Source organism: Streptosporangium sp. H13245 (genome assembly GCF_055690525.1).
Genome location: NZ_JBSZKT010000031.1, coordinates 42,168 through 67,729 on the forward strand (window position 1 = coordinate 42,168; position 25,562 = coordinate 67,729).

At 70.0% G+C, this 25,562-nt stretch carries 20 protein-coding genes and 1 pseudogene; 11 read left to right on the forward strand and 10 right to left on the reverse strand.

All coding sequences use genetic code 11. The annotated features are described in order from the left end of the window. Positions 1–6 precede the first annotated feature (6 nt). The 3 genes from ACW9TB_RS30510 to ACW9TB_RS30520 are packed head-to-tail and all read right to left on the reverse strand — an operon-like array spanning position 7 to position 1,225. The gene (locus ACW9TB_RS30510; RefSeq protein ID WP_472751540.1) at positions 7–225 is read right to left on the reverse strand and encodes a DUF397 domain-containing protein; all 219 of its coding nucleotides are present in this window, start codon (positions 223–225) and stop codon (positions 7–9) included. Continuing rightward, positions 216–431: a DUF397 domain-containing protein gene (locus ACW9TB_RS30515; RefSeq protein ID WP_472751541.1), complete on the reverse strand. Its 216-nt coding sequence runs from the start codon at positions 429–431 to the stop codon at positions 216–218. Before ACW9TB_RS30515 ends, ACW9TB_RS30510 begins: the two co-directional genes overlap by 10 nt. Further along, entirely contained in the window at positions 422–1,225 is an 804-nt protein-coding gene (locus ACW9TB_RS30520; protein WP_472751542.1) for a helix-turn-helix domain-containing protein, read from the reverse strand. The genes ACW9TB_RS30515 and ACW9TB_RS30520 overlap by 10 nt, the downstream gene beginning before the upstream one ends. A gap of 108 nt (positions 1,226–1,333) precedes the next feature. Between ACW9TB_RS30520 and ACW9TB_RS30525 the strand changes: the two genes are divergently transcribed. Further along, positions 1,334–1,795: an ATP-binding protein gene (locus ACW9TB_RS30525; RefSeq protein ID WP_472751543.1), complete on the forward strand. Its 462-nt coding sequence runs from the start codon at positions 1,334–1,336 to the stop codon at positions 1,793–1,795. A gap of 24 nt (positions 1,796–1,819) precedes the next feature. On the opposite strand, the gene ACW9TB_RS30530 is transcribed toward ACW9TB_RS30525, so the two are convergent. The 3 genes from ACW9TB_RS30530 to ACW9TB_RS30540 form a co-directional block, all read right to left on the reverse strand. After that, a complete protein-coding gene (locus ACW9TB_RS30530) occupies positions 1,820–3,253 on the reverse strand; it encodes a wax ester/triacylglycerol synthase family O-acyltransferase (protein WP_472751544.1) in 1,434 nt (477 codons plus the stop codon). Positions 3,254–3,427: 174 nt separating this feature from the next. After that, positions 3,428–4,255 carry an alpha/beta fold hydrolase gene (locus ACW9TB_RS30535; RefSeq protein WP_472751545.1) on the reverse strand — a complete coding sequence of 276 codons (828 nt, stop codon included), beginning with the start codon at positions 4,253–4,255 and terminating at the stop codon, positions 3,428–3,430. A gap of 43 nt (positions 4,256–4,298) precedes the next feature. Next, positions 4,299–5,102, reverse strand: a complete 804-nt coding sequence (locus ACW9TB_RS30540; RefSeq protein ID WP_472751546.1) for an IclR family transcriptional regulator — start codon at positions 5,100–5,102, stop codon at positions 4,299–4,301. 131 nt (positions 5,103–5,233) lie between these two features. On the opposite strand from ACW9TB_RS30540, the gene betA reads away from it, so the two are divergent. Next, the gene (gene betA, locus ACW9TB_RS30545) at positions 5,234–6,874 is read left to right on the forward strand and encodes a choline dehydrogenase (protein ID WP_472751547.1); all 1,641 of its coding nucleotides are present in this window, start codon (positions 5,234–5,236) and stop codon (positions 6,872–6,874) included. 52 nt (positions 6,875–6,926) lie between these two features. Here betA and ACW9TB_RS30550 read toward each other — a convergent pair whose 3' ends face one another. Then, the gene (locus tag ACW9TB_RS30550; protein WP_472751548.1) at positions 6,927–8,288 is read right to left on the reverse strand and encodes a hypothetical protein; all 1,362 of its coding nucleotides are present in this window, start codon (positions 8,286–8,288) and stop codon (positions 6,927–6,929) included. A 271-nt stretch (positions 8,289–8,559) separates the two neighbouring features. On the opposite strand from ACW9TB_RS30550, the gene ACW9TB_RS30555 reads away from it, so the two are divergent. The 5 genes and pseudogenes from ACW9TB_RS30555 (at position 8,560) to ACW9TB_RS30575 (ending at position 15,425) form a co-directional block, all read left to right on the forward strand. Further along, a complete protein-coding gene (locus tag ACW9TB_RS30555; protein WP_472751549.1) occupies positions 8,560–9,312 on the forward strand; it encodes a VOC family protein in 753 nt (250 codons plus the stop codon). A gap of 145 nt (positions 9,313–9,457) precedes the next feature. Next, a complete protein-coding gene (locus ACW9TB_RS30560) occupies positions 9,458–10,915 on the forward strand; it encodes an aldehyde dehydrogenase family protein (protein ID WP_472751550.1) in 1,458 nt (485 codons plus the stop codon). Positions 10,916–10,960: 45 nt separating this feature from the next. Continuing rightward, positions 10,961–12,124 (forward strand): annotated as a pseudogene (locus ACW9TB_RS30565) (quaternary amine ABC transporter ATP-binding protein); the annotation flags it as partial. Positions 12,125–12,375: 251 nt separating this feature from the next. Beyond that, the gene (locus ACW9TB_RS30570) at positions 12,376–14,373 is read left to right on the forward strand and encodes an ABC transporter permease (protein WP_472751551.1); all 1,998 of its coding nucleotides are present in this window, start codon (positions 12,376–12,378) and stop codon (positions 14,371–14,373) included. Between the two features lie 56 nt (positions 14,374–14,429). Further along, the gene (locus ACW9TB_RS30575; RefSeq protein ID WP_472751552.1) at positions 14,430–15,425 is read left to right on the forward strand and encodes an ABC transporter substrate-binding protein; all 996 of its coding nucleotides are present in this window, start codon (positions 14,430–14,432) and stop codon (positions 15,423–15,425) included. A 304-nt stretch (positions 15,426–15,729) separates the two neighbouring features. Here the strand turns inward: ACW9TB_RS30575 and ACW9TB_RS30580 are convergent, their stop codons facing one another. Then, a complete protein-coding gene (locus ACW9TB_RS30580; RefSeq protein ID WP_472751553.1) occupies positions 15,730–16,017 on the reverse strand; it encodes a hypothetical protein in 288 nt (95 codons plus the stop codon). Next, a complete protein-coding gene (locus tag ACW9TB_RS30585; protein ID WP_472751554.1) occupies positions 16,014–16,352 on the reverse strand; it encodes a hypothetical protein in 339 nt (112 codons plus the stop codon). The genes ACW9TB_RS30580 and ACW9TB_RS30585 overlap by 4 nt, the downstream gene beginning before the upstream one ends. A gap of 320 nt (positions 16,353–16,672) precedes the next feature. Here ACW9TB_RS30585 and ACW9TB_RS30590 point away from each other — a divergent pair, with 320 nt between their 5' ends. Then, positions 16,673–17,455, forward strand: coding sequence for a hypothetical protein (locus tag ACW9TB_RS30590; RefSeq protein ID WP_472751555.1), 783 nt, complete (start codon positions 16,673–16,675; stop codon positions 17,453–17,455). Positions 17,456–17,763: 308 nt separating this feature from the next. Here the strand turns inward: ACW9TB_RS30590 and ACW9TB_RS30595 are convergent, their stop codons facing one another. Beyond that, entirely contained in the window at positions 17,764–20,949 is a 3,186-nt protein-coding gene (locus ACW9TB_RS30595; RefSeq protein ID WP_472751556.1) for an amidase family protein, read from the reverse strand. A gap of 569 nt (positions 20,950–21,518) precedes the next feature. On the opposite strand from ACW9TB_RS30595, the gene ACW9TB_RS30600 reads away from it, so the two are divergent. From ACW9TB_RS30600 to ACW9TB_RS30610, 3 genes are read left to right on the forward strand one after another with little or no spacing between them, the layout of a single operon-like run. Beyond that, positions 21,519–23,963: a GcvT family protein gene (locus ACW9TB_RS30600; protein WP_472751557.1), complete on the forward strand. Its 2,445-nt coding sequence runs from the start codon at positions 21,519–21,521 to the stop codon at positions 23,961–23,963. 57 nt (positions 23,964–24,020) lie between these two features. Next, a complete protein-coding gene (locus tag ACW9TB_RS30605) occupies positions 24,021–25,241 on the forward strand; it encodes a sarcosine oxidase subunit beta family protein (RefSeq protein ID WP_472751558.1) in 1,221 nt (406 codons plus the stop codon). 12 nt (positions 25,242–25,253) lie between these two features. Beyond that, positions 25,254–25,532: a sarcosine oxidase subunit delta gene (locus ACW9TB_RS30610; RefSeq protein WP_472751559.1), complete on the forward strand. Its 279-nt coding sequence runs from the start codon at positions 25,254–25,256 to the stop codon at positions 25,530–25,532. Positions 25,533–25,562: the final 30 nt, after the last annotated feature.

The window sequence follows — 25,562 nt, forward strand, 5'->3', positions numbered from 1 at the left end:
GCGTCCTCAGCCGACGCTGAACTCCTCGGCTTTCACCGTGTTGAGGAAGGTGTTCCACTCGGTGGGGGTGAAGAGGAGTTTGGGGCCTTGGGGGTTTTTGGAGTCGCGTATGGCGATCAGGTTGGGGTGGCCGGTGATGTCTTTGAGTTTCGCGACTTCGACGCAGTCGCCGCCGTTGTCTCCGGAGAGGCTTGACTTGATCCACTTGGCGTTACTCAGGTCCACTTTTCCTCGGCTTTCACCGTGTCGAGGAAGGTGCTCCACTCGGTGGGGGTGAAGAAGAGCTTCGGGCCTTCGGGGTCCTTGGAGTCGCGTATGGCGATCAGGTTGGGGTGGCCGGTGGTGCCTCTGAGCTCCGCGACCTCGACACAGTTTCCGCCGTTGTCTCCGGAGAGGCTTGACTTGACCCATGTGGCGTTGCTCAGGTCCATTTTTCTGATACCGCTTTCTGGATGAGATCGATGGACATGCTTATCGGAAGCGCTTCGCTCCGGATCGCCTCGAAACGCTCCGCGGCAATGGTGACGTCTTCCGGGTCGCTCGTGGTGATGCCGCGAACGGCCGTCTCCGCATACAGTACGTTGCCTCCTCCATCCAGCGTGGCGATTGCGAATCCGCCCATCAAACCCGAGTGCATCCCATGAGGGATCACCTGAAAGCTCAACCGTGGACCGACTGTCGAGATGAGGTGCTCCAGTTGTTCTTTCATCACTTTGGGACCGCCGATCGGGCGGTGGAGAACCGCTTCGTCCACCACGCAACGAAGAGTCGGAGGCTGGGGATCCTCGCGGGTGAGGATGCTCTGACGGTCCAGACGAGCCTCCACAGCCGCCTCGTTTCCGCGCAGCAGCACGCGAGCGTACGCCTCGGTCTGGAGCAGGCCGGGAAAGACGAGCGGTTCGTAGGCGCGTAGCGCGGTCGCCTCCTGCTCCTTGTCCCTCCATCTCCCGAACCACGCGGGGAAGACCTGTCCCTTTCTCCAGTCGAGGAGCCGGGACAGCGCGTTGCCGGTGTTGAGGGCCGTGTCGCAGGTTTCGGCGAACTCCGGGCTGGCCGGGAGTTGTCCCGTCTCCACCCCGCTGATCAGGGACTCGCTGAAGTGGATCCGCTCGGCGAGCTGGCCCTGGGTGAGGCCCGCCGCCTTCCGGTAGTGGCGCAGCTCTCTGCCCCAGATCGCCTGAGGCGTATAGAGATTGGAGATGATGCCCTCCTTGTCGGAGTTCAACAAAAGGCACGTGAACTCCAGCTCGCAGCCTTCGTAACCATTCGACTACCAAGGGTAGTCATGTCTCGGCACGCTGAACATACGAAATCCGAGGCGGAGAGAGAAATCATGGAAGAGGCACTCAAGGCGAGCGCGGCGCTGACCGAATATCGCTACACGATGAATCCCGGACTTTCCCCGCTGGGGGAGAAGTGGATACCGCGCGAACCGGGAAGTGTCGCGTCCGCCCGCCGGTTCGTGCGCGACGTCGCCACCGACTGGAAGGCGACGGGGGACGTCCCGGAAATCGCCGAACTCCTGGCCTCGGAACTCGTCACCAACGCGCTGGCGTACGGCTCGTCGGACGTTTCCCCCATGAGTCCCGTCCGTGTCACGGTCGGCCGGGAGAAGGAGTTGCTGACCGTGGACGTCTATGACGCCTGCGTCGCGATCCCACGCCTGAGACGGGCCGGTGACCTGGAAGTCTCCGGCCGTGGTCTCGCCATCGTCCAGGACCTCTCCCGAAACTGGGGCTGGACCCTCAACCCCTACGGCAAATCTGTCTGGTTCCAGCTGGCGGCCTGGCCGTGAAACCGTCCGGCGCGACCGTATACCTCATTCTCGTGGCAGCGGCAGGGAGCTTTCCGGGAGTGTGGCGGCCTCCGTCAGGTTCGTCCAGGACCGCTGTATTCCGTCGGTGAGGACGTCCACGTCGGGGCAGCTTCGGTGGTCGGCGGTCACCGTGAGGGTTAGCCGCCCTCGGTAGGAGAGCGCGGCCACCGTCAGGGTGAGGTTTCCGGCGAGTTCCGTGATCGGGATCGCGTCCTCGATGGGGGCGCCCAGCAGATAGAGCGGAACCTCCGGTCCCGGGAGGTTCGCGACCTGGAAGTTGATCGTCCGCTGGCGGTCCTCCACGGACAGCCCGAGCGCCGCGGCCCAGCCGAGCAGGCCGTACATCAGGGTCGAGCCCTGCTGGGACAGGTGCTGGGTGGCCTTGGCGTCCCGGGTCGCGGCGGAGACCAGGTCCATGCGCCGGGCGGCGTCCGGCTCCCCGGCCGGTATCCGGCAGTACAGCGCGCCCACCGCGTTGCCCAGCTCGCGGGCCTCGTCCGCGTGCCGGATCGACGCCGGGATCGCGACCACCAGGTCGAGGTCGGCGACGGGCTCGCCGCGCCCGAGCAGCAGCTCGCGGACACCTCCCATGACGACGGCCAGCAGCAGGTCGTTGATCTTGGCCCCGTGGGCGCGCGCCACCTTCCCCGCGGTCTCCAGGTCCAGCCGTACGACGCGCAGCCTGCGGCCGGTCCCGATCGGCGCGTTGAGCGAGGTCCGCGGGGCGGCGTCGACGCCGGGGAGCAGGCGCGCCGCGAAGCCCACCACGGAGGCGACCGCCCGCACGGTCCGTACCGGGTGCGCGAGGGTCGAGCCGAGCGCCGACAGCCGCCCGCGTACGTTGTTGAGGAGGAGCGCCCGGTCCGAGGGCGCCGGTACGGGCCGCCACGCGGTCGCGGGCGGGTCGGCGGCCCCGGCCTCGACGTCCAGGAAGGCGGTGAGCAGCGCGATCGCCGCCAGGCCGTCGACGAGCGCGTGGTGGACCCTGACGAGCAGGCCGATCCGGCCGTTCTCCAGGCCGGTCAGCAGCCGCAGGTCCCACAGCGGACGCGAGCGGTCGAGCGGGTCGCGCAGCAGTCGTTCGGCGGTCTCCAGGAGCGCCGCCTCGTCACCGGGCTCCGGTACGCGTACGGCGTGCACGTGGTGCCCGATCGAGAAGCCGGGGTCGTCCACCCAGAGCGGGGGCCCGCACAGCGGGGGAGGCCGGTGCAGCGTCCGCCGCAGCTCGGGGACCCGGACCAGGCGCCGCTCAAGGCGGTCCCTGATCGCGTCCAGGTCCAGCTCACCGGCCGCGTCGAGCAGCGGCGCGGCCTCCAGCACGCAGAGCCCGGCGACATGCTGGGGCGCCGACGGCCGCTCCACCCTCAGCATCATCCGGTCGGTGACCGACAGGCGGGGGTACCGGACGTCTGTGACGGATGGGGTCGTGCCTCTCACATCTGATCACCTCCACCACCATGGTGACCGCTCCGGCGCCGACGCGGCAAAGCCGGACGTCCCCCGATGACTCCCCGCGAGCCGGATCAGTGGATTCAGTGGATTCAGCGGACGAGGTCCAGGCCGGTCAGGTCGGCCGAGAGGCGGGCCGCCTCGCCGCTGTCCGCCGGTCGGCTAGCCGCCGAGGAATCCCTCGACCGCCTCGGCGAAGGCTTCCGGGGCGGTGACCCAGGGGTAGTGAGCCCCGGGCAGCACGACGCTGGTCCCGTGCGGGAAGAGTCCGGCCAGCTCGGCCGCGTGCGCGGGCAGTGGTCCCGGATCCCGCTCTCCCGCGATCACCAGGACCGGCGCGGTGACCTTCGCCAGGCCCGCCCGGGTCTCCTCGGCGGCGGGCAGGCCGGTGTGGAAGTGCTTCGCCGCCTCGGCCGAGCGTTCGGCGAACCGGGTGGCGTGCGCTTCGGCGGCCTCGTTCCAAGGACTGTAGAAGAACGGCTGCGCCCCCGGGCGCCGGCTCTCGTCGCCCGCGTCCCACGCCGTGAGGTCCGGCAGCCTGCTCTCGTACCAGCTCTCGTCGGCCCGGCGTTCGATCTGGGCGGACCACTGCTCGTCGGTTATCTCGATCCCCGCCGGGTGCACGCTCGGGGTGACCAGCACCAGGTGCCCTATCCGTTCGGGATGCAGGGCCGCGTACAGCAACGCCAGCCCTCCGGCCGCCGAGTGCCCGAGCAGGTCCATCCGCTCGAACCCCAGACGCGCACGCAGCGCCTCGACGTCCGCGACCATGCGGTCCATCGCGTACGTGTCCGGATCGAGTGGTTCCGCGGATTCGCCGGTTCCCCGGTTGTCCAGCAGGAGGAGCCGGCGCCGGGCCGCCAGGCCGCCGAGATCTCCCAGGTATCGCGAGGACCGTCCCGGCCCGCCCGGCAGGCAGACCAGCGCCGGTCCCTCTCCCCGCTCATGACAGACGAGCACGGTCCCGTCGTACGAGGTGAAACTGATCATTCCGCCATCCTCGCACCGGCTCGTCACGGGACCGGGGCCGGGGTCACTCCGCCCGGCCGGTGTAGCCCAGGCGGTGGCTGATGTCCAGGGCTCCGGCGATCACGACCGGGGCCAGCTCGTGCAGCCGCTCCTCGCTGAAGCGGTAGGCCGGGCCGGACGCGCTGACCGCGGCGACGATCTCGCCGTCGTGGGAGCGGATGGGCGCGGCGACGGCGTTCAGGCCGATCTCGTACTCCTCGACGGTGACGGCGTACCCCCGCTCGCGGACCTGGAGGAGCTGCTTCTCCAGCGCGTCGGCCGACGTGACCGTGTTCGGGGTGTACGGCCCGAGGCCGCCCGCGGCGACGAGCCGGGCCCGGTGTAGCTCGTCCAGGTGGGCCAGCAGGACCTTGCCGCTGGAGGTGGCGTGCAGCGGGGTGAGCTCCCCGACCCAGTTGTGGGTGGTGACCGCCGCCGGGCCGCGTACCTGGTCGAGGTTGACCGCGTAGTGGGAGCGCAGGACCGCGATGTTGACCGTCTCGCCGATCTCCTCGGCGAGGCGGCGGCAGACGGGGCGGCTCTGCTGGGTGAGGTCGAGCCGGGAGGCGACCCCGCCCGCGAGGCGGATGATCCCGAAGCTGAGGCGGTACTTGCCCCGCTCCTCGGCCTGCTCGACCAGCCCGCGCGACTCCAGCGCCCCCAGCAGCCGGAACGCCGTCGACTTGTGGACCGATATCTCCTGGGCTATCTCGCTCACCCCGGCCTCGCGGCGCGCGGAGAGGATCTCCAGGATGGTGATGGCCCGGTCGACGGACTGGACGCCGCCACTGCTGTCGGCCGTACGGCGGTCGAGGGGATCGTTGCCCATAGCGGGACTGTAGGCGCTGGGAGCAACGAATGCCATCATGACCAACAATCATCGTTGCGAATGGTGCAGCTCATTGCGCTATTCGCTACAATTTCGGCCATTACCTCCTTCTTGAGTGAGGCGAGGAAGACATGTATGACTTCGTCATCGTCGGAGGCGGCTCGGCGGGAAGCGCCCTCGCGAACCGGCTGTCCGCCGACCCCGCCAACCGGGTGCTGGTGCTGGAGGCGGGCCGCCCGGACTACCCGTGGGACGTCTTCATCCACATGCCCGCCGCGCTGCCCTTCCCCATCGGGAACCGTTTCTACGACTGGAAGTACGAGTCCGAGCCCGAGCCGCACATGAACGGCCGCCGGATCTACCACGCCAGGGGCAAGGTGCTGGGCGGCTCCAGCAGCATCAATGGGATGATCTTCCAGCGCGGCAACCCGATGGACTACGAGCGCTGGGGCGCCGACGAGGGCATGGGGACCTGGGACTTCGCCCACTGCCTGCCGTACTTCAAGCGCATGGAGAACTGCCTGGCCGCCGACCCCGCCGACTCCTGGCGCGGGCGGGGCGGCCCCCTGGTGCTGGAGCGCGGGCCGGTGCGCAACCCGCTGTTCGGGGCCTTCTTCGAGGCGGTGCAACAGGCCGGGTACCCGCTGACCGACGACGTCAACGGCTACCGGCAGGAGGGCTTCGCCCGCTTCGACCGCAACATCAGCAGGGGACGCCGCCTGTCGGCCGCCCGCGCCTACCTGCACCCGGTCATGAGCCGCCCCAACCTGGAGGTCAGGACGCGGGCGCACGTCACCCGGATCCTCTTCGAGGGAAAGCGCGCCGTCGGCGTCGAGTACGACGGCCGCACGGTCCGCGCGGGCGAGGTGATCCTGTGTGGCGGCGCGATCAACTCCCCGCAGCTGCTCCAGCTCTCCGGGGTGGGCGACGCCGCCGAGCTGGGCGCCCTCGGCGTCGGCGTCGTGCACGACCTGCCGGGCGTCGGCGAGAACCTCCAGGACCACCTGGAGGTCTACATCCAGTACGGCTGCAAGCGGCCGGTGTCGGTGCAGCCCGCGATGAAGTGGCGCAACCGGCCGCTGGTCGGCGCGCGCTGGCTGTTCCTGCGCAGCGGCCCCGGCGCGACCAACCACTTCGAGGCGGGCGGCTTCACCCGGAGCAACGACGACGTCGACTACCCCAACCTGATGTTCCACTTCCTGCCCATCGCGGTCCGCTACGACGGCTCGGCGCCCGCGGGCGGGCACGGCTACCAGGTGCACATCGGGCCGATGTACTCCGACTCGCGCGGCTCGGTGAAGATCAGGAGCACCGACCCCCGGGAACACCCGGCGCTGCGTTTCAACTACCTGTCCACCGACCAGGACCGGCGCGAGTGGGTGGAGGCCGTCCGGGTCGCCCGCGACATCCTGAACCAGCCCGCGATGGACGCGTTCAACGCCGGGGAGCTGTCACCGGGCCCCGGGGTCGAGACCGACGAGGAGATCCTCGACTGGGTGGCCAGGGACGGCGAGACCGCGCTGCACCCCTCGTGCACCGCCAGGATGGGCGTCGATCCGCTGTCCGTGGTGGACCCGCTGTCCATGCGGGTCCACGGCCTCGAAGGGCTGCGCGTGGTGGACGCCTCGGTGATGCCGTACGTGACCAACGGCAACATCTACGCGCCGGTCATGATGGTGGCCGAGAAGGCGGCGGACCTCATCCTGGGCGACACCCCGCTCGCCGCCGAGCACGCCGACTTCTACCGGCACCGCGACGGCTCTCCTCACTGACCGCGCCGCACGTCCCCCGAGCGCGCCGCCACCGGCACCGCGACGGCTCCCCTCACTGACCGCGCCGCACGTCCCCCGAGCGCGCCGCCGCGCGCAGCAGGTCCAGCAGGTGGCGCACGGGTTCCGTGGCGGGCCGTACGGAGTCGAGCAGGGGGAGGTCGGACGGCCGGAGGGTGGACGAGGGGCGTTCGGCGAGGGTGGCGACGGCCCCGGCCGCCGGGTCGCGTACGACGTAGACCGCGCTTTCTGTGGCGAGCGCGTGGCGGGAGCCGTCGGGAGTGCTCCACAGCCCGACGCCGATCGAGTCGGACAGCTCGCGCGGTCCCGTGACGTCGGCCAGGGTCTCGGCGTCGACGTAGCGGACCTCGCCGTCCGTACCCGAGCCGGGGATCCCGTCCAGGATCATGATCTCGTGGCGCTGCGGGACCAGGATCGGGTGGTGTCCCCTCCGCCGCGAGCGCAGGCCGACGCTTCGCACCCGCTCCAGGGTCGCGCCGGTCGCCTGCCAGATCTCCAGGCACTCGTCGCCCGCCGCGACGAGGCGGTCAGGGGACAGGAAGCACAGCTCGCGTTGGTGCCCCTGTTCCGGTGAGCGGGCCAGGACATGGCGGGGCGGCCTGATGACGCGCAGCGTACGGCCGTCCACCGCGAGCAGGCCGGAGGACGGGTCGGCGGCCAGGTGCGACGGCAGGATGTCCAGCCCCCGCTCGCCCCAGACCAGGTCCTCCTCCAGGACGACCTGTTCGACGCGCTCGCCCTCGCCGGTGTAGTAGGTCAGGTGGCAGTCGGCGGGCTCCAGGTCGCGGCCGAGCCGGGGGTAGTGCCGGGCCAGCACCGCGAAGCGGTCGCGGTCCAGCCAGGTCAGCGCCGCGATCAGGGAGAACTCCTCAGGCTGCAGCATCGTCTTGCTCGCGGCGTCGTTGTGTACGAGGCCGAGGAAGGGGTTCGGCGGGATCCAGTCCATGCTGAGGACGGACGTGCCCGTGTTCAGCATCACTCCGGAGGAGGCGTCCCCCGTCCGGCGGGCGACCTGGCGCCCGTCGTCGAGGTCGAACACCTGGAACTCGTGACCGTACGCGGAGTTCCAGCCTCTCGCGCAGACCGCGAGCCACCGGCCGTCAGGAGACAGCGAGCCGGTGACGATCCAGCCGTCGACGGGGATTTCGAGCAGGGGGTCGGCGGTCAGGGTGGTGCACGCCTCCGCCACGGTTCCGGCCGGGGTCGCGGCGAGCAGGTCGAACAGGGGGCGTGCCGGGCCGTCCGGCCGCCACCGTTCGCCGAACAGCGGCAGGACGCGGTCCGCCTCGGCCAGGGGTACCCGCCGCCGGACCAGGTTCCACAGGTCCGCCCAGCGCCGCTCCCGAGCCAGTCTCGCCGCCGCGTCCGGCCAGCCGCGCCGATCGGTTCCGGTCATCTGCCCTCCTGGTGTCGTGATCAGGCTAGGGACGCGGGCGGGCGCGACGCGTCCGCCGGGCGGGGGATTTCGGGGCGCGGTCGGGTGCGGGGACGGCGTACCGCGGCCGGGACGATCGAGCGGGGTGTGTGACCCGGTGACGGCCCGGAGATCCCGGCCACCGGCGGTACGCTCGCTCCTTCCTCGGGCGGCTTCCCTGCGTGGAACGATCCATATGCGAGCCCCGCCGAAGGGTGCGAGCCTCGTCGGACGACCAGGAAGGTGGGATGACGTGGGTGAGGTCATGGTTCGGCCGAACGAGACGACGGTGCCGTTGATGCCGTGCGCGTCGGTGGAGGAGATGGCGGAGTTCTACGAGGGGCTGGGGTTCGAGGCCACCTACAGACAGAGCAGGCCCTATGTCTATCTGGCGCTGCGGTGGAGCGGGTTCGAGCTGCACTTCGGCCCGGCGCCCAAGGGGCTGGACCCGGCCAGGCAGGAGTCGGGGGGCTGCCTGGTCATGGTCGACGCCGTGGCGCCGTACCACGCGGCGTTCGTCGCGGCGATGCGGCGGGTCCACGGGAAGGTGCCGAGTTCCGGCGTTCCGCGGATCACCCGCTATCGGCCGGGCGCCTCCCGGTTCACGCTGGTCGACCCGTCCGGGAACTCGATCATGTTCATCCAGCGCGACGAGCCGGCCGAGCTGGAGTACGGCGGCTCGAAGAAGCTGGCGGGCCTGGCCAAGGCGCTCGACAACGCCCGGATCCTGCGCGAGTTCAAGAACGACGACCTCCAGGCCTTCCGCGCGCTCAAGTCCGCGGTACGCAGGCACGGCGCGGACGCCCCGGTGGCCGAGCTGGCCATCGCCCTGTGCCATCTCGCCGACCTGGCCACGGTCCTCGGCGAGCCCGTCGATCCCTGGGCCGCCGACCTGCGCGCCCTGGAGCTCACCGCCGACGACAGGCGGCGCGTCGAGTCCGAACTCGGGCATCTCCCCAAGCTGGGGGAGTGGCTTCCTCCGACAGGTGACGGCGACCTCGGGTGAGGTCTCCTCACGATGGGGCCGGTCCGGTAATGAAGACCGCAAAGCCTTGACTGCATGAACAAAAAGGGTTGATTCTGTTCCTCGTTAAGCATTCCGATGCGTCATACGCAACGGATCATGCGACAGCCCGGAAGGACGGCCTTTCGTGTCAGATCTCTACCTCGGTGGCGCCTGGAGGGATCCCGTCGCGGGCGGCCACCGGGAGATCCGATCACCGGCCGACGGCGGCCTCGTGGCGACCGTGTCGGAGGCCACCCGGGCCGACACCGAGATCGCGATCGCCGAGGCCCGCGCGGCGTTCGACGAGGGCACCTGGGCCTCCACCCCCGAACGCGAGCGCGGCGCGCTGCTGCTGAGGGTGGCCGACCTGCTCGAACGAGACGTCAAGGACGTGGCCAGGGCCGAGTCGCTCGACACCGGCAAGCGGCTCGTCGAGAGCGAGTACGACGTCGCCGACGTGGTGGCCTGCCTGCGCTACTTCGGCGGCGTCGCCGGGACCGACGCCGGACGCGTGGTCGACACCGGCCGCGACGACGCGATCAGCCGCGTCGTGCACGAACCGGTCGGGGTGTGCGGCCTCATCATCCCCTGGAACTACCCGCTGCTGCAGGCCTCGTGGAAGATCGCCCCCGCCCTGGTCGCGGGGAACACCTTCGTCCTCAAGCCCAGCGAGCTCACCCCGTCCACCGCGATCCTGTTCATGCGCCTGCTGGAGGAGGCCGGACTGCCCCCGGGCGTCGGCAACCTCGTCCTCGGGGCGGGCGCCGAGGTCGGCGCCCCGCTGGCCGAGCACCCCGACGTGGACATGGTGTCGTTCACCGGCGGCCTGGCGACCGGCCGTACGATCATGGCGTCGGCGGCGGCCACGGTGAAGCGGGTCGCGCTGGAACTCGGCGGCAAGAACCCCAACATCGTCTTCGCCGACGCCGACGTCGAGACCGCCCTCGACTTCGCCCTCACCGCCGTGTTCCTCCACTCCGGGCAGGTCTGCTCGGCCGGTGCCCGCCTGCTGGTCGAGGACTCCCTGCACGACACCTTCGTCGACGAGCTCGTCCGCCGCGCCGCCCGCATCCGCCTCGGCGGCCCCTTCGACCCCGAGGCCGAGACCGGCCCGCTCATCTCCGCCGCGCACCTGGCGAAGGTCGAGGCGTACGTCGCGTCCGGCGTCGCGGAGGGCGCGGTGCTGCGCTGCGGCGGGGAGAGACTCCCCGGCGAGGGCCACTTCTACCCGCCGACCGTCCTGGACGAGTGTCACCGGGGCATGCGGGTGGTCCGCGAGGAGTCCTTCGGGCCCGTCCTCACCGTCGAGCGCTTCGGCGACGAGGACGAGGCGGTCCGCCTCGGCAACGACACCGACTACGGCCTGGCCGGGGCGGTGTGGACCCGGGACGCGGGGAAGGCCCAGCGGGTCGCCGGGCGGCTCCGGCACGGCACCGTCTGGATCAACGACTACCACCCCTACGTCCCCCAGGCGGAATGGGGCGGTTTCAAACGGTCGGGGATCGGCCGCGAGCTGGGCCCGGCGGGCCTGGCCGAGTACCGGGAGACCAAACACGTGTGGCAGAACGTCCGCCCCCGCCCGCAGCGGTGGTTTCGTAGCTGAAGGACCAGACCCCGTCCCCAGACGACCCGTGAGGTGGTCATGACCATGACGTCACCGACCCAGCAGGCGCGGCAGGGAGCCGCCGCGCGACACGAGGACCGGGCCGTCCTCGACGTGCGAGGTCTCTGGAAGGTCTTCGGCCCGCGTCCGGACCGGGTCGTCGGGACCCCGCTCGCGCAGCTCTCGCGGAGCGAGCTGAGGGCGAGGACGGGCTGCGTGACCGCCGTCCGCGACGTCTCCTTCACCGTACGGCCCCAGGAGGTCTTCGTCGTCATGGGCCTGTCCGGCTCGGGCAAGTCCACCCTCGTACGCTGCCTGACGCGGCTCGTCGAGCCGACGGCCGGGGAGGTGCTGTTCGACGGCGAGGACATCCGCAAGGCGGGCGACCGGCAGCTGCGCGAGCTGCGCCGCCACCGCTTCGCCATGGTCTTCCAGAACTTCGGGCTGTTGCCGCACCGGCGGGTCCTGGACAACGTGGCCTACGGGCTGGAGATCCGCGGCACGAGGAAGGAGGCCCGCTACGAGCGGGCCAGGGAGATGGTCGAGCTCGTCGGCCTGTCGGGCTCCGAGAACTCCTACCCCGACCAGCTGTCGGGCGGCATGCAGCAGCGCGTCGGGCTGGCCAGGGCCCTCGCGGTGGACCCGGACGTGCTCTTCTTCGACGAGCCGTTCTCCGCGCTCGACCCGCTGATCAGGCGGGACATGCAGAACGAGGTCATCCGCCTGCACCGCGAGGTCGGGAAGACGATGATCTTCATCACGCACGACCTGAGCGAGGCGCTCAAGCTGGGCGACCGCATCCTCATCATGCGCGACGGCGAGCTCGTCCAGATGGGCACGCCGGACGAGGTCGTCGGGGCGCCCGTGGACGACTACGTACGCGAGTTCGTCAGCGACGTGCCCCGCTCGAACGTGCTCACCACCCGCTGGATCATGCGCCCGCCCCGGCCGGACGAACCGCTGGACGGCCCGGAGGTCGGGCCGGACGTCGTCGTACGCGACGTCGTGCACACGGTCCTGCGCGCGGCGCGCCCGGTCAAGGTGGTCGAGGGCGGTGAACTACTGGGGGTCGTCACCGCCGAGGAGGTCCTCGGCGTCCTCGCCGAACCGTCTCCGGACGGTACCTCCGGTTCCGCCGGGTCGGCCAAGCTCACCGAGCCTGCTGTGCCGTCTCCGGACGGGACCTCCGGTGAATCTGGCGGTTCCGCCGAGCCCGCCGGGTCGGCCAAGCTCACCGAGCCTGCCGGTTCCGCAGGGCCGTCTTCGGACGGGATCTCCGCCGAGCCCGCCGGGTCGGCCGAGCCCGCCGGGCCGTCTCCGGACGGAACCTCCGGTGAGCCCGCCGGATCGGCCAAGCCCGCCGACCCCGCCAAGCCCGCCGACCCCGCCAAGCCCGCCGACCCCGCCAAGCCCGCCGAGCCAGCCAAGTCCGCCGGGCCCGTCAAATCCGGGGAGCAGGGGTGACGGCCACCCAGGCCACCCCGGCCCAGGGCCTGCGGCGCCTGCCCGCGTGGCCCCGCCGCTACCTGCTGGCCGCCGTCGTCGCGGCATGGGTGCTGATCTGGGTGTTCGTCCAGGGCCGCGACACCTTCCAGCTCGGCGGCGCGGAACTGACCCCGCTGCACGTACGCATCAACGAGGCCAGCGAGGTCATCGACAACAGCAGGAACGACAACCCGTTCTTCCTGTACTTCGTCAACTACATCCGGCTCTTCCTCGACGAGTCCGTCACGTTCGTCCAGGCGCTGATCAGCCAGCCGTCCTTCGGGCGCCCGCTGCCGGTCGTCGGCTGGCTGGGCGTGGTCGCCGTCGCCACGGCGGTCGCGCTGCTGTGGGGCAACCTGCGGGTCGCCCTGCTGACCGCGATCGGCTTCGCCTCCTTCGGCCTGCTGGGCCTGTGGGAGGAGAGCATGGACACCCTCGCCCTCACCCTGGCCGCCGTCGTGCTCTCGCTGCTGATCGGCGTCCCGCTCGGCGTCTGGGCCGGGGTGAACGACCGGTTCAACCGCCTGGTCACCCCGCTGCTCGACTTCATGCAGACGATGCCGACGTTCGTCTACCTCGCGCCGCTCACCCTGTTCTTCCTCATCGGCCCGGCGAGTGCCACCGTGGCGACCGTCATCTACGCCGTCCCGCCCGCGATCCGCATCACCGCGCACGGCATCCGCGAGGTGCGGCCCGCGACCCTGGAGGCGAGCACCTCCCTTGGCGCGACCGCCTGGCAGTCGCTGCGGAAGGTACGGCTGCCGCTGGCCAAGCGGACCATCGTCGTCGGCGTCAACCAGACCATCATGGCCGCGCTGTGCATGGTCACCATCGCCGCGCTGATCGACGCCCCCGGCCTGGGCAAGACGGTCGTCAAGGCGCTGGAGACCCTCGACGTCGGCAGCGCCTTCAACGCGGGCCTGGCGATCGTCGTGATGGCCATCGTGCTCGACCGGGTCACCTCCGCCGCGGGGCGCCGCGTCGAGCTCCGGAACCGGGCCGGACGCTCGCGCGGACCCGGCCGCCGCCGCGCGGAGATCGGCGCGGTCCTGGCGGTCACCGGCGTACTGGTCTACCTCTCCCACGTCTACGTGTGGGCGGCGGAGTTCCCGCGCGAGGCGAACCTCGGGAGGTACGTCCGCCAGGGGGTCGACGCGGCCACCCTGTGGGCGCAGGACAACCTCGCGGTCTACACCGGCGCGTTCAGGAACGCCGTCTCCTACGGCCTGCTCAACCCGTTCGAGGCGCTGCTCACCGGCTCGCCGTGGTGGCTGGTCGGCGCCGTGCTGGTCGCGTTCGCCGCGATCCTGGCGAACGTCAGGGTCGTGCTCGTCACCGCGGTCTGCGTCGCCCTGCTCGTCGCGCTCGGCCTGTGGCAGGACAGCATGGTGACGCTGGCCTCGACGCTCGTGGCCACCGTCCTGGTGATGGTCCTCGGGGTGGTGCTCGGCGTCTGGATGGGCCGCAGCGACCGCGTCGATCAGCTGGTACGGCCCGTCCTCGACGCCGGGCAGACCATGCCGCCGTTCGTCTACCTGGTGCCGATCCTCGGCCTGTTCGGCGCCACCCGGATCACCGCGATCATCGCCGCGGTCGTCTACGCCGCCCCGGTGGCGGTCAAGCTCACCGCGGACGGCATCCGCGGCGTGGCCCCGAGCGCGGTGGAGGCCGCCACGGCCGCGGGTTCCAGCGCCTGGCAGCTCATCACCAAGGTGCAGCTGCCGATGGCGCGCAGCGCGCTCACCCTCGCGGCGAGCCAGGGGCTCATCTACGTACTCGCCATGGTCGTCGTCGGCGGCCTGGTCGGCGCGGGCGCGCTCGGCTACGACGTGGTGGCGGGCTTCTCCCAGCTGCAGCTGCGGGGCAAGGGACTCGCCGCGGGCGTGGCGATCGTCGTACTCGGGATCATGCTGGAGCGCATCACCAGGACGGCGGCCCGCAGGGCCGACGCCGAGGCGCACGGCGCCCGCTAAGCGACAGACCGGGCGGAACCGAACACAGCACACGAAACCCAACACAGGAGGACCTGGTGACAGTTTCGAGGATCGGGCGACCGCGGGCGATGGCGCTCCTGGTCGCGACCGGCCTCCTCGTCTCCGCGTGCGGCGGGGCGAAGGTCGGCGAGAGCGACGGTGGGGCCGCCCCGGCGGCCTCCGGCGCGGACGGGAAGAAGGCCTGCGGCGCGGTCAACATCGCGATCAACCCGTGGGTCGGGTACGAGGCGACCGCGGCGGTCATCGCCCACGTGGCCGAGAAGGATCTCGGCTGCTCGGTCACGAAGAAGGACCTCAAGGAGGAGGTCGCCTGGCAGGGCTTCGCCACCGGCGAGGTCGACGCGATCGTGGAGAACTGGGCCCACGACGACCTGAAGAAGAAGTACATCGAGGACCAGAAGGTCGCCGTCTCGGCGGGATCGACGGGCAACAAGGGCGTCATCGGCTGGTACGTGCCGCCGTGGATGGCCGAGAAGTACCCCGACATCACCGACTGGAAGAACCTCAACAAGTACGCCGACCTGTTCAAGACCTCCGAGTCGGGGGACAAGGGGCAGTTGCTCGACGGCGACCCCTCCTTCGTGACCAATGACGCGGCCCTGGTGAAGAACCTGAAACTGGACTACAAGGTCGTCTACGCGGGTAGCGAGGCGGCGCTCATCACCGGGTTCAGGCAGGCCGAGAAGCAGAAGACCCCGATGCTCGGCTATTTCTACGAGCCGCAGTGGTTCCTGTCGGAGGTCAAGCTCGTCAAGGTCAAGCTGCCCGAGTACACCGAGGGCTGCGACGCCGACGCCGAGAAGGTCGCCTGCGACTACCCGCTCTACGACCTCGACAAGATCGTGAGCAAGAAGTTCGCCGACTCCGGCAGCCCGGCGTACGACCTGGTCAAGAACTTCACCTGGACGAACGAGGACCAGAACCTCGTGGCCAAGTACATCTCCGAGGACAAGATGACGGCCGAGGAGGCCGCCGAGAAGTGGGTCGGCGACAACCCCGACAAGGTAAAAGCCTGGCTCCCCACCTCCTGAGCGCGCTCGCCTCACAAGCGAGATGTCACCGGTTCGAACCCCAGTAGTGCCCACCACCCAAAACGCCCCGTTCCTAATCTTCGGAACGGGGCGTGAGCGACCACTTCCCGAAAACGTCATCCATGGCCTTCATCCCCTGTATGAGCACCGGCCGGATCTGCTTCCGATAGACCGTCTCCATGACCACCGTGTTCCGGTGCCTGACGAGCCGTGAAATGTCCTCGATCTTGTTGTCGATTGCTCTGCTTCCTCTGGGAGGCGTGGCGACATGGGTCCCTCCAGATCCCACGCCGCCACGCCCGCCTTACCGGGCTCTTCCGGACAGCAGCGCCGTCCAGATCGCCCGAGCTTCGCTGAGCGGCCAGGTGGGGGTCTCGTGGATCTGATGGCCATCGTCGAGTTGGAGGGTTCGCCGGAGGAATGCCCGACCGGCACCCTCGTACAGTTCGTAAACCGTGGCACGGCACTCACAGGTCCAGGCCACCGAACGTGCCCGTTCAAGCGCCGGGCACGGCTCTCGCCAGTTCAGCCGGATGTGGTCTCGCTGCGGCATCACCACATGCGGGCTCAGGCAGTCGTCGAGCAGAATCACGATGTGCGCTCCACGACGCCCTTGGGCCAATGGGAAGCCTTGCGGAGTTCTTCGTACCGCTGAGCGACGCTGTGGGCGACGGTGATCGGGTTGTCCACTCCGTAGACCCTGTACAAGCGGCGGCCCGTCTTCGCTGAGATCTTCCCCGTCCACCAGCGGTAGGCAAGACCGTCCGTCCACACCACGAGATTGGTCCAGACGGAAACCAGGGAGACGCCGTGGCCCTGGTGGACGTCGGCCGCGACGCCGCAGTGTTCGAGGCCGATCCGCAGGCGCTCAGCAGCCAGGGCGGCCGGGCACCGTTGAGCCAGCTCTTTCCTGTCGGGAGTGCTCATGACTCCAGCACCTCCTGGTCGCGGAGTTGCTGGGCGAGTTCGGCAACGTCGTCGGCGTCGATTGTCTGATAGAGGCCACGATTCACCTCTTCGCCGGTAAGGTGCCGACCGTTCCGGGTGGCCCATAGACGACCCGCAGAACTACGCCAAATGCACCATCCGGGAAAAGCCGCCTGGAGGTCCTCCAGAATTACGGGGGTTGACATGGAGTAAGCGTCATTCCATGTGAGTGACGAACCCACCGCGTTCCAGAGACGTCCAGGACGTTTCAAAGTTAGAGTCGAAAACGTCCCTGACATCCTCACTCCGCGAGGTGCACCGTGGCCAACGTCCCCCTACGCCGCGCCATGCTCGATGCGAAGCTGAGCAACCAGAACCTGGCGGATCGCTGCGCGGTGGATGTTAAGACGGTGGAACGCTGGTTACAGGATGAGGCACGAGTTCCGCACCTCCGGCATCAGTTGGCCGCCGCCGAGGCATTAGGAGTTGATACGTCCGTGTTGTGGCCAGAAGCTATCCGTAACACCGTGAAGACCGGTCCGGATCGAGAGGTTCTGACCGTTTACCCCTATCGGTCGGCTTGCCCCAAGTCGATCTGGCGCAACCTGATCACCTCGGCCCGCAACGAGATCGTCTTCGCCGGGTACACCAACTATTTTCTGTGGCTGGAACACCCCAACCTCGCCAAGGTCCTCAAGCGCAAAGCCGAGCAGGGGTGCAAGATCCGGTTCCTGATCGGCGACCCGGACAGTGAGGTCACCCGCCGCCGCGAAGAGGTGGAGAACGTCCCCCTGACGGTCTCCACCCGCATTCGGATCACCCTCTCGGAGATCGAGCAGGTTCGGAACGTACCCGGCATCGAGGCGCGGTTCGGAGACGAGCACATCGCGATGAGCGTCTTCCGCTTCGACTCCGAGATGCTCGTGACGCCCCACCTGGCCAAGCTCGTCGGCCACGACTCGCCGATGATGCACCTGCGCCGCTACCAGGACGACGGGCTGTTCGACCGGTTCGGGTACCACGCCTCCGAGCTGTGGAGCAACGGCCGGGATGTCTGGGCGGAGGAGCCGCGCAAGCCTGCGGAGAGCGCCAGTAATGGGTGACCAACTGGGTGACAACGACCCCGGACGGGGGCGGACGCCGGTGGACGGTCGTGGACCGTACGCCCAGGTCAGGGCCGGTATCGGCCCTGGCCGATGCCCGCCGCCGAGGCTTGGCCATCCTGCCGGTGGATGTCAATCGCGGTACCGGCTTCTACCAGGTCGAACCCCTCCCTGCGGAGGGCCGGCCCCGGCCCGGGTCAGGCAGTGGACGGGCAGCTCAGGTCGTACCCCCGCAACGAGAGAGTCGTACCCCCGCAACGAGAGAAGGGCCCGCGGGGGAACCGCGGGCCCTTCTTTTCAACTGGTGGTCAGCCCTTGTAGCGGGGGGCCAGGCGGTCGCCCGGCAGGCAGAACTCGCCCGTGAAGAAGGTGCTCTCCGGGACGCAGCGCCACATGCTGGGGTTGGTGTAGCTGGGGGCGAGGCGGTCGTCGATCGCCTGCTCCAGCGCGTAGCCGCCGGCCAGCAGCTTCGCCTCCGAGAAGGCGCCGCCGATCAGCGTCACACCGATGGGGTTGCGGCCCGACGAGCTCTGCTGCGCGCCATACCCGGCGGGGATGGTGAGCGCGGGGTAGCCGGCGCGGTCGGCGTAGCCGATCACGTTGCTGCCGCTCGGGACCAGGATCAGGTCGTACCCGCTCAGGACGCTGTCCAGGACGGCCTTGTTGGCGGCCTTGCCGGTCTCCAGGTCGGCCGTGTACTTGGCGTTCGTCGCGGAGTCGGACAGGTCGATCGCCTGGGCGGCCAGCAGTTGACCCTGCTGGTACTTCAGGCCCTCGACCGGGTTGGCGTCGTTGTAGTCGATGATGCTCCGCAGCGTCGTGCCGGGCTTGGCCGCGCCGAGGTAGGCGTTCAGGTCACGCTTGAACTCGGTGGCGACGACGCTGTCGGTCGCGGCCGGTGTGGCGATCGAGACCTGGGCGACGGTCGCGCCGAGGCCCTGGAGCTTGGCGATCGCCTCCTGGTAGGGGGCGCTCGTGCTGGACACCACGGCGATCTTCTTGCCCGCGAGGGCGTCGGCCTTGAGGTCCTTCGTGTAGTCGACCGGGCTCGCCGGGTCGGCGATCACGTTGAGGATCGTCGCGGCGTCGCCGACGCTGCGGGTGATCGGGCCGGGGGCGTCCTGAGACTTGGCCACAGGGAGCACACCGGTCGTGCTGACCAGGCCGACGGTCGGCTTGAGGCCCACCACACCGGCCGCGTCGGCCGGGGCGAGGAGCTGCGCCGAGTCGAGTGAGGTCTCCATGCCGATCGTGATCGCGGCCAGACCCGAGGCGGTGGCCGCCGCGGCACCGGCCGACGAACCCGCCGGGGTCTTGTCGGTGTCGTTCGGGAGCAGGACCTGGCCGCCGAGCGAGGAGTAGCCCTTCGGCAGGTTGGCGTCGAAGACACCGTTCAGCTCGGTGACGTTGGTCTTGCCGAGCACGATCGCGCCGGCGGTCTTCAGCTTCGCGACGAGGACGGAGTCGTTGGCCGGTTTGAGACCCTGGAGGGCGATCGAGCCGCCCGTGGTCGACAGCGACCTGGCGTCGATGGTGTCGTTGACCAGCACCGGCAGGCCCCAGAGGGCTGGACGCGGCGGGCGCGTGTCGTTCGGGCCGGTGGGCTCGCCGGTGCGGTACTTCCACCTCTCCTGGTCGAGCTTGCGGGCTTCCTTGATCGCGTCGGCGTTGATCTCGCGGACGGCCTGGGTGGCCGGGCCCTCGGCGTTGGTCAGCGCGATGCGGTCGAGGTAGGCGCGGGTGAGCTCCTCGGCCGAGACCTCGTCCTTGTTCAGCTTCTGGATCAGGCTCCGCGCCGACTCGGTCTCCAGCGAGAAACCGAGCGGCCGGGAGTCGTAGCCGGTCACCTTGAGGACGGCGTCGTAGTCGGGGTTGCAGGCGCCGCGCCCGGCGAACGGCGGAGCCGGGGTCGTCTTCGCGCAGCGGTACATGCTCGGGTTCACGAGGCTGGCCGGCTGGCGCAGCTTGGTGGCCTGCTCGATGACGTAGGCGACGCCGAGCAGGTCGAATTCGCTGTAGGCGTTGCCGTGGACCTGCACGTTCTGGGCGCGCCGCTGGGTCGCGGTGTAGCCCATCGGGATCGTGATCGACGGGTAACCGGCCTGCGGGGCGCTCGGCGCGCCGCCCAGGATGGCGATCACCGGGTCGGCCGGTTGCGCCGGGTCCGAGTTGGTGTACGTCACCATGTCGTCGATGGCCTTGTGCCAGGCGGCCTTACGGATCGCGAGGTTCGTCCGGTACGCCTGCTCGTTGACCCCACCCGGGGTCACGTCCGCCTGCGACGAGTTCAGGTGGTTGACGTTGCCGAACTTGAGCGCCTGGTGAGCTTCGGCCTGGTTGACCTGCACCTCTTCGACCAGCGAGTTGATCGGCGCCTGCGGGCCGAGCCGCTCGTAGTAGGAGTCGATGCTCTTGTGCTGCTCATAGCCGCTGGGCAGCGCGGGTAGCGCGGGGATCGTCGCCTGCGGGCGGGGCACCAGGATGGCGCCGGCGGCGGTCAGGGCGTCGTACGCGATCTTGAGCGGGCTGCCCTCGGTGAGGGTGCCGTTGTACCCGATCTTCTTGCCGCGCACGAAGTCGAGTTCGATGGCCTTGGTGTAGTCGGGCAGCGTCGCGGGGAGCGGCGGGATGATGCCCTTGGCGATGTAGTCGTCGCCGAACATGGCCTTGTACCCGGCGTCGGCCACCGGGTCGGGCCCGGCGATTGAGGCCAGTGTGAGCGCGGCGTCGGAGACCGTGCGGACCATCGGACCGGCGATGTCCTGCGAGGCCGAGATGGGCGCGATGCCGTAACCGGGTACGAGACCCACGGTCGGCCGCAGACCCACGAGCGACTGCGCGTTCGACGGCGAGATGATGGAACCGGAGGTCTCGGTCCCGATGCCCAGCGTCGACAGCGCCGCGGCCATGGCCGCGCCGGTGCCCGACGACGACCCGGAGGGGTTCTGGTCGGCGTCGATGCCGTTGATGACCTGGCCGCCGTAGTTGCCGAACCCGGAGGGCTGCGAGCCGAAGCTGTTGGCGTACTCCGACAGCCCCACCTTGCCGAGGATCACGACGCCGCGTTCCTTCAGCTTCTTGGTGATACCGGCGTCGGAGGCCGGGAAGGACCGGCGCAGCGACCAGTTGTTCGCCGTCGTGGGCATGCCCTCGACGTCGATCAAATCCTTGAGCAGGATCGGCAGCCCCATGGCCGGGCCGAGCGACTTGCCCTTCTTACGCAGGCGGTCGTACGCCTCGGCCTCCTTCAACGCGTTGGGGTTGAGGTCCGTGACGGCGTTCAGGCCGGGCCCGCGCTTGTTCAGCGCGGTGATCCGGTCGATGTACGCCTTGGTCAGGTCGACCGAGGTCAGCTTGCCTGCGGCCATGAGGGAGACGGCCTCGGCGCCGGTCAACGTCTCAAGGTCGAGTCCGACCTTGGCGTTGGCCTGCTGGGGTTGCACGGCGACGAGAGTGAGGGAGAGGGAGATGAGGGAGATCAGGACTTTGCGCACCACGTGCTCCTCGAGGAACCCGGTATTGCGCGTGACGCTATAGATCACCCGTTACGGCGGTATGTCATATATGTTCCCTGGGAGAAACCTGCCGTACTGACTGGTTTATTACGGTGTCCATATATCTGGAACCTTCCATTGGTCACGGCGAGGATCATGGTCGGGCGGATCTCCAGCCGGGCCGTCCACGCCAACCCGACGCCGGACGGGGGTGGACGACGGTGGCCCGGTCATCGACCGTACGCCCAGGTCGCAGGCCGCGTCGGTGACCTTGCGGCCCGCCTCGACGAGATCTGGCACCTTACGCCGGAACTCCGACGGGTGGCCATGCCGTCCCATGCGACTCTCCTCTCAACGAGTCTCAACGAGTCTTAACGAGTGGCGCGGGAATCCAGGAACCCGTCTCTACGAGACCAGGGCCTCCATCGGACCTGGAGCGGGCCCGGCTGTCACCGTTCGCCGTTTCCCGTGGACGACCGTCGGCCCATCCTTGACAGTGTTGTCGGCGGGAGGAGAATCTGTTGCGGGAAGCGCATCGGGTTTTGGAGTGCGCAACGACGGAGGTGGGTATGGCGGGCCGACGCGTCGTCATCATCGGAGCCGGGGTCGTCGGGGCCGCCCTCGCCGACGAGCTCTCGGCCAGGGGCCGGGACGACATCACCGTCGTCGACCAGGGCACCGTGCCCGCCACCGGGGGATCGTCCTCCCACGCGCCGGGCCTGGTCTTCCAGACCAACCCGTCCAAGACCATGACGGAACTGGCCCGCTACACCGTCGAGAAGCTCGTCGGCCTCGACTGCTTCCTCCAGGTGGGCGGCCTGGAGGTGGCCACCACGCCCGAACGGCTCGCCGAGCTGCACCGCCGTCACGGCTGGGCGACCTCCTGGGGGATCGGGGCACACGTGCTCACCCCCGAGGAGTGCGTGAAGCGCCACTCCCTGCTCGACCGGGACAGGGTCCTCGGCGGGCTGTTCGTCCCCACCGACGGCCTGGCGAAGGCCGTACGCGCCGTCGAGGTCCAGCTCGACCGCGCGCGGGAGCGGGGCGTCCGCGTCCTCGACCGGCACGAGGTGCTGGACATCCGCGTCGAGGACGACCGGGTCGCGGCCGTCGTCACCGACCGGGGCGAGATCCCCGCCGACGTCGTGGTCTGCTGCGCCGGGATCTGGGGCCCCAAGATCGCGGGCATGGTCGGCATGGCGCTGCCGCTCACCCCCCTCGCCCACCAGCTCGCCTGGACCGGCCCCGTCCCCGCACTCGCCGGGCAGGCCGAGGAGACGGAGAAGGCCGAGGAGGCCGTCCGGCCGATCCTGCGCCACCAGGACGCCGACCTGTACTACCGGGAGCGGTTCGACCGGCTCGGCATCGGCTACTACGGCCACCGCCCGATGCCGATCACCGCCGAGGAGATCCTCCCGATCGCCGACGCCGAGGTCATGCCGTCGGTGCTGCCGTTCACCGGCGACGACTTCGCCCCCGCCTGGGCCGAGACGAAGGCGCTGCTGCCCGCCACCGGGGAGGCCGGGCTCGAACCGGGGATCAACGGCCTGTTCTCCTTCACCACCGACAACATGCCGCTGCTCGGGCCGTCGCGCGACGTGCGGGGCTTCTGGGTGGCCGAGGCGGTCTGGGTCACCCACTCGGCCGGGGTGGGCCGCGCGATGGCCGAGTGGCTGACCGACGGCCACTGCTCGTCCTTCGACCTGCACGAGTGCGACGTCAACCGGTTCGAGGCCCACCAGCTGGCCCCCGAGTACGTCCGCACCCGCGACTGCCAGAACTTCGTCGAGGTCTACGACATCATCCACCCGCTGCAACCGGCCGAGAACCTGCGCCCGCTGCGCACCAGCCCCTTCCACGCCCGTCAGCGCGAGCTGGACGCGTACTTCCTGGAGGCCACCGGCTGGGAGCGCCCCCAGTGGTACGGCGCCAACGCGTCCCTGCTCGACGGCCGTGACATCCCCCGTCCCAACGACTGGGCCGCCCGCCACTGGTCGCCGGTCGTCGGCGCCGAGGCCCAGACCTCGCGCGAGACCGTCGCCCTCTACGACATGAGCGCGCTCAAGCGGATCGAGGTCGCGGGCCGGGGGGCCGCCGCCTTCCTCCGGCGGATGTCCACCGGCGACGTCGACAAGTCCGTCGGCTCGGTCACGTACTGCCTGCTGCTCGACCACGACGGCGGCATCCGCAGCGACATCACCGTGGCCCGGCTGGGCCGCGACCTGTTCCAGGTCGGCGCCAACGGCAACCTCGACCTCGACTGGCTCCACCGCCACCTGCCCGCCGACGGATCCGTCACCGTCACCGACGTCACGCCGGGGACCTGCTGCGTCGGCGTCTGGGGCCCCCTGGCCCGCGAGGTCGTGGCCCCGCTCGCCGGACCCGCCTTCGGCCCCGGCGGTTTCCGCTACTTCCGCGCCGCGCGGGCGTACGTCGGCACCGTGCCCGTCACCGCGCTGCGGCTCTCCTACGTCGGGGAACTGGGCTGGGAGCTCTACACGACGGCCGACATGGGCGCGAAGCTGTGGGACACCCTCTGGGAGGCCGGACAGGAGCACGGGATCATCGCGGGGGGACGCGGCGCCTTCAACAGCCTGCGGCTGGAGAAGGGCTACCGCTCCTTCGGCACCGACATGACCTACGAGCACGACCCGTACGAGGCGGGCCTCGGCTTCGCCGTGCGCAAGGCCGACAGGGGCGACTTCGTCGGCCGCGCGGCCCTGGCCGAGCGCGGCACCGCCCCCCGGCGCAGGCTGACCTGCCTCACCGTCGACGACCCGGCCGCCGTCGTCATGGGCAGGGAACCGGTGTACGACGGCGCGTCCCCCGCCGGATACGTCACCAGCGCCGCCTACGGCTACACGATAGGCAAGGGCATCGCCTACGCCTGGCTGCCCGCCGGGCTGTCCGTGCCGGGCAGGGAACTGCACATCGGCTACTTCGACCGGCGGGTGGCCGCCGTCGTCGCCGAGGAGCCGCTGTACGACCCGGCGATGGAGCGCCTGCGTGGCTAGCGGGCCGCAGGAGCCCGTGACGCCGGGACCCGCCGACGGGATCGAGAGGGGACGACGATGAGCACCGAGGCGCCGCCCGAGCACCCCGACCGGCTGTGGAGCAGCCCCGAGCCGAAGCCCTCCTACGACGTGGTGATCGTCGGCGGCGGAGGTCACGGCCTCGCCACCGCCTACTACCTGGCCAGGAACCACGGGATCATCAACGTGGCCGTACTGGAGAAGGGCTGGCTGGCGGGCGGCAACATGGCCCGCAACACCACCATCATCCGGTCCAACTACCTGTGGGACGAGAGCGCGGGCATCTACGAGCACTCGCTCAAGCTGTGGGAGGGGCTGGAGGAGGACCTCGGCTACCCGCTCCTGTTCAGCCAGCGCGGCGTGCTCAACCTCGCGCACAGCCCGCAGGACGTCAGGGAGAGCGTCCGCCGGGTCAACGCCAACCGTCTCAACGGCGTCGACGCCGAATGGCTCGGCCCCGAGGAGGTGAAGGAGGTCTGCCCGATCGTCGACGTCTCACCCGACGCGCGCTACCCGGTCCTCGGCGCCACCTACCAGCCGCGCGCGGGAATCGCCAAGCACGACTACGTGGCCTGGGGGTTCGCCCGCGCCGCCGCCGCGCTGGGCGTCGACCTGATCGAGCACTGCGAGGTCACCGGCGTCGACGTCGTGGACGGGCGCGTGGAGGCCGTACGCACCACCAGGGGCCGCATCGCCGCGGGCAGGGTCGCGATGTGCGCGGCCGGGCACTCCTCGGTCGTCGGCCGGATGGCGGGGGTGGAACTGCCGGTGCAGAGCCACCCGCTGCAGGCCCTGGTCTCGGAGCTGCTGGAGCCCGTACACCCCACGGTGGTCATGTCCAACGCGGTCCACGTCTACGTCAGCCAGGCCCACAAGGGCGAGCTGGTCATGGGGGCGGGCATCGACGCGTACAACTCCTACCGGCAGCGCGGCGCGTTCCACATCATCGAGCGGCAGATGGCGGCGGCGCTGGAGCTGTTCCCCGTCTTCGCGCGGGCCCACGTGCTGCGTACCTGGGGCGGGGTGGTCGACGTCACCCCCGACGCCTCGCCCGTCGTCGGGCTCACCCCCGTCGACCGCCTCTACGTCAACTGCGGATGGGGGACCGGCGGCTTCAAGGCCACCCCGGGCGTCGGGTGGTGCTACGCGCACACGATCGCCCACGGCGAGCCGCACCCCCTCAACGCCGCCTTCACGCTCGAACGATTCACCACCGGCGCGCTCGTGGACGAGCACGGCGCCGCCGCGGTGGCCCACTGAAGGAGCCGACCGATGCTGCTGATCCCCTGTCCGTGGTGCGGGCCACGGGACGAGGCCGAGTTCCACTACGGCGGACAGGCCCAGGTCGCCTACCCCCGCGACCCCGCCGCGCTCTCCGACGAGGAGTGGGCCCGGTACCTGTTCTTCCGCGACAACCCCAGGGGGCCGTTCGCCGAGCGCTGGCACCACGGGTCCGGATGCGGTCGCTGGTTCAACGCGGTCCGCGACACCGCCACCAACGAGTTCCACGCCGTCTACCACATCGGCGAGCCAAGGCCGGTGAGCACGTGAGCCTCCCGGCGACCGGCACGGGCCTCCTGG

Excerpts from the sequence above, each read along its gene's own strand:
- ACW9TB_RS30525 (WP_472751543.1), top strand. The coding sequence starts at position 1,334 with ATGGAAGAGGCACTCAAGGCGAGCGCGGCGCTGACCGAATATCGCTAC.
- ACW9TB_RS30535 (WP_472751545.1), bottom strand. The coding sequence starts at position 4,255 with ATGATCAGTTTCACCTCGTACGACGGGACCGTGCTCGTCTGTCATGAG.
- ACW9TB_RS30540 (WP_472751546.1), bottom strand. The coding sequence starts at position 5,102 with ATGGGCAACGATCCCCTCGACCGCCGTACGGCCGACAGCAGTGGCGGC.
- ACW9TB_RS30610 (WP_472751559.1), top strand. The coding sequence starts at position 25,254 with ATGCTGCTGATCCCCTGTCCGTGGTGCGGGCCACGGGACGAGGCCGAG.
- ACW9TB_RS30605 (WP_472751558.1), top strand. The coding sequence starts at position 24,021 with ATGAGCACCGAGGCGCCGCCCGAGCACCCCGACCGGCTGTGGAGCAGC.
- ACW9TB_RS30550 (WP_472751548.1), bottom strand. The coding sequence starts at position 8,288 with ATGACCGGAACCGATCGGCGCGGCTGGCCGGACGCGGCGGCGAGACTG.
- ACW9TB_RS30585 (WP_472751554.1), bottom strand. The coding sequence starts at position 16,352 with ATGAGCACTCCCGACAGGAAAGAGCTGGCTCAACGGTGCCCGGCCGCC.
- ACW9TB_RS30515 (WP_472751541.1), bottom strand. The coding sequence starts at position 431 with ATGGACCTGAGCAACGCCACATGGGTCAAGTCAAGCCTCTCCGGAGAC.
- betA (WP_472751547.1), top strand. The coding sequence starts at position 5,234 with ATGTATGACTTCGTCATCGTCGGAGGCGGCTCGGCGGGAAGCGCCCTC.
- ACW9TB_RS30600 (WP_472751557.1), top strand. The coding sequence starts at position 21,519 with ATGGCGGGCCGACGCGTCGTCATCATCGGAGCCGGGGTCGTCGGGGCC.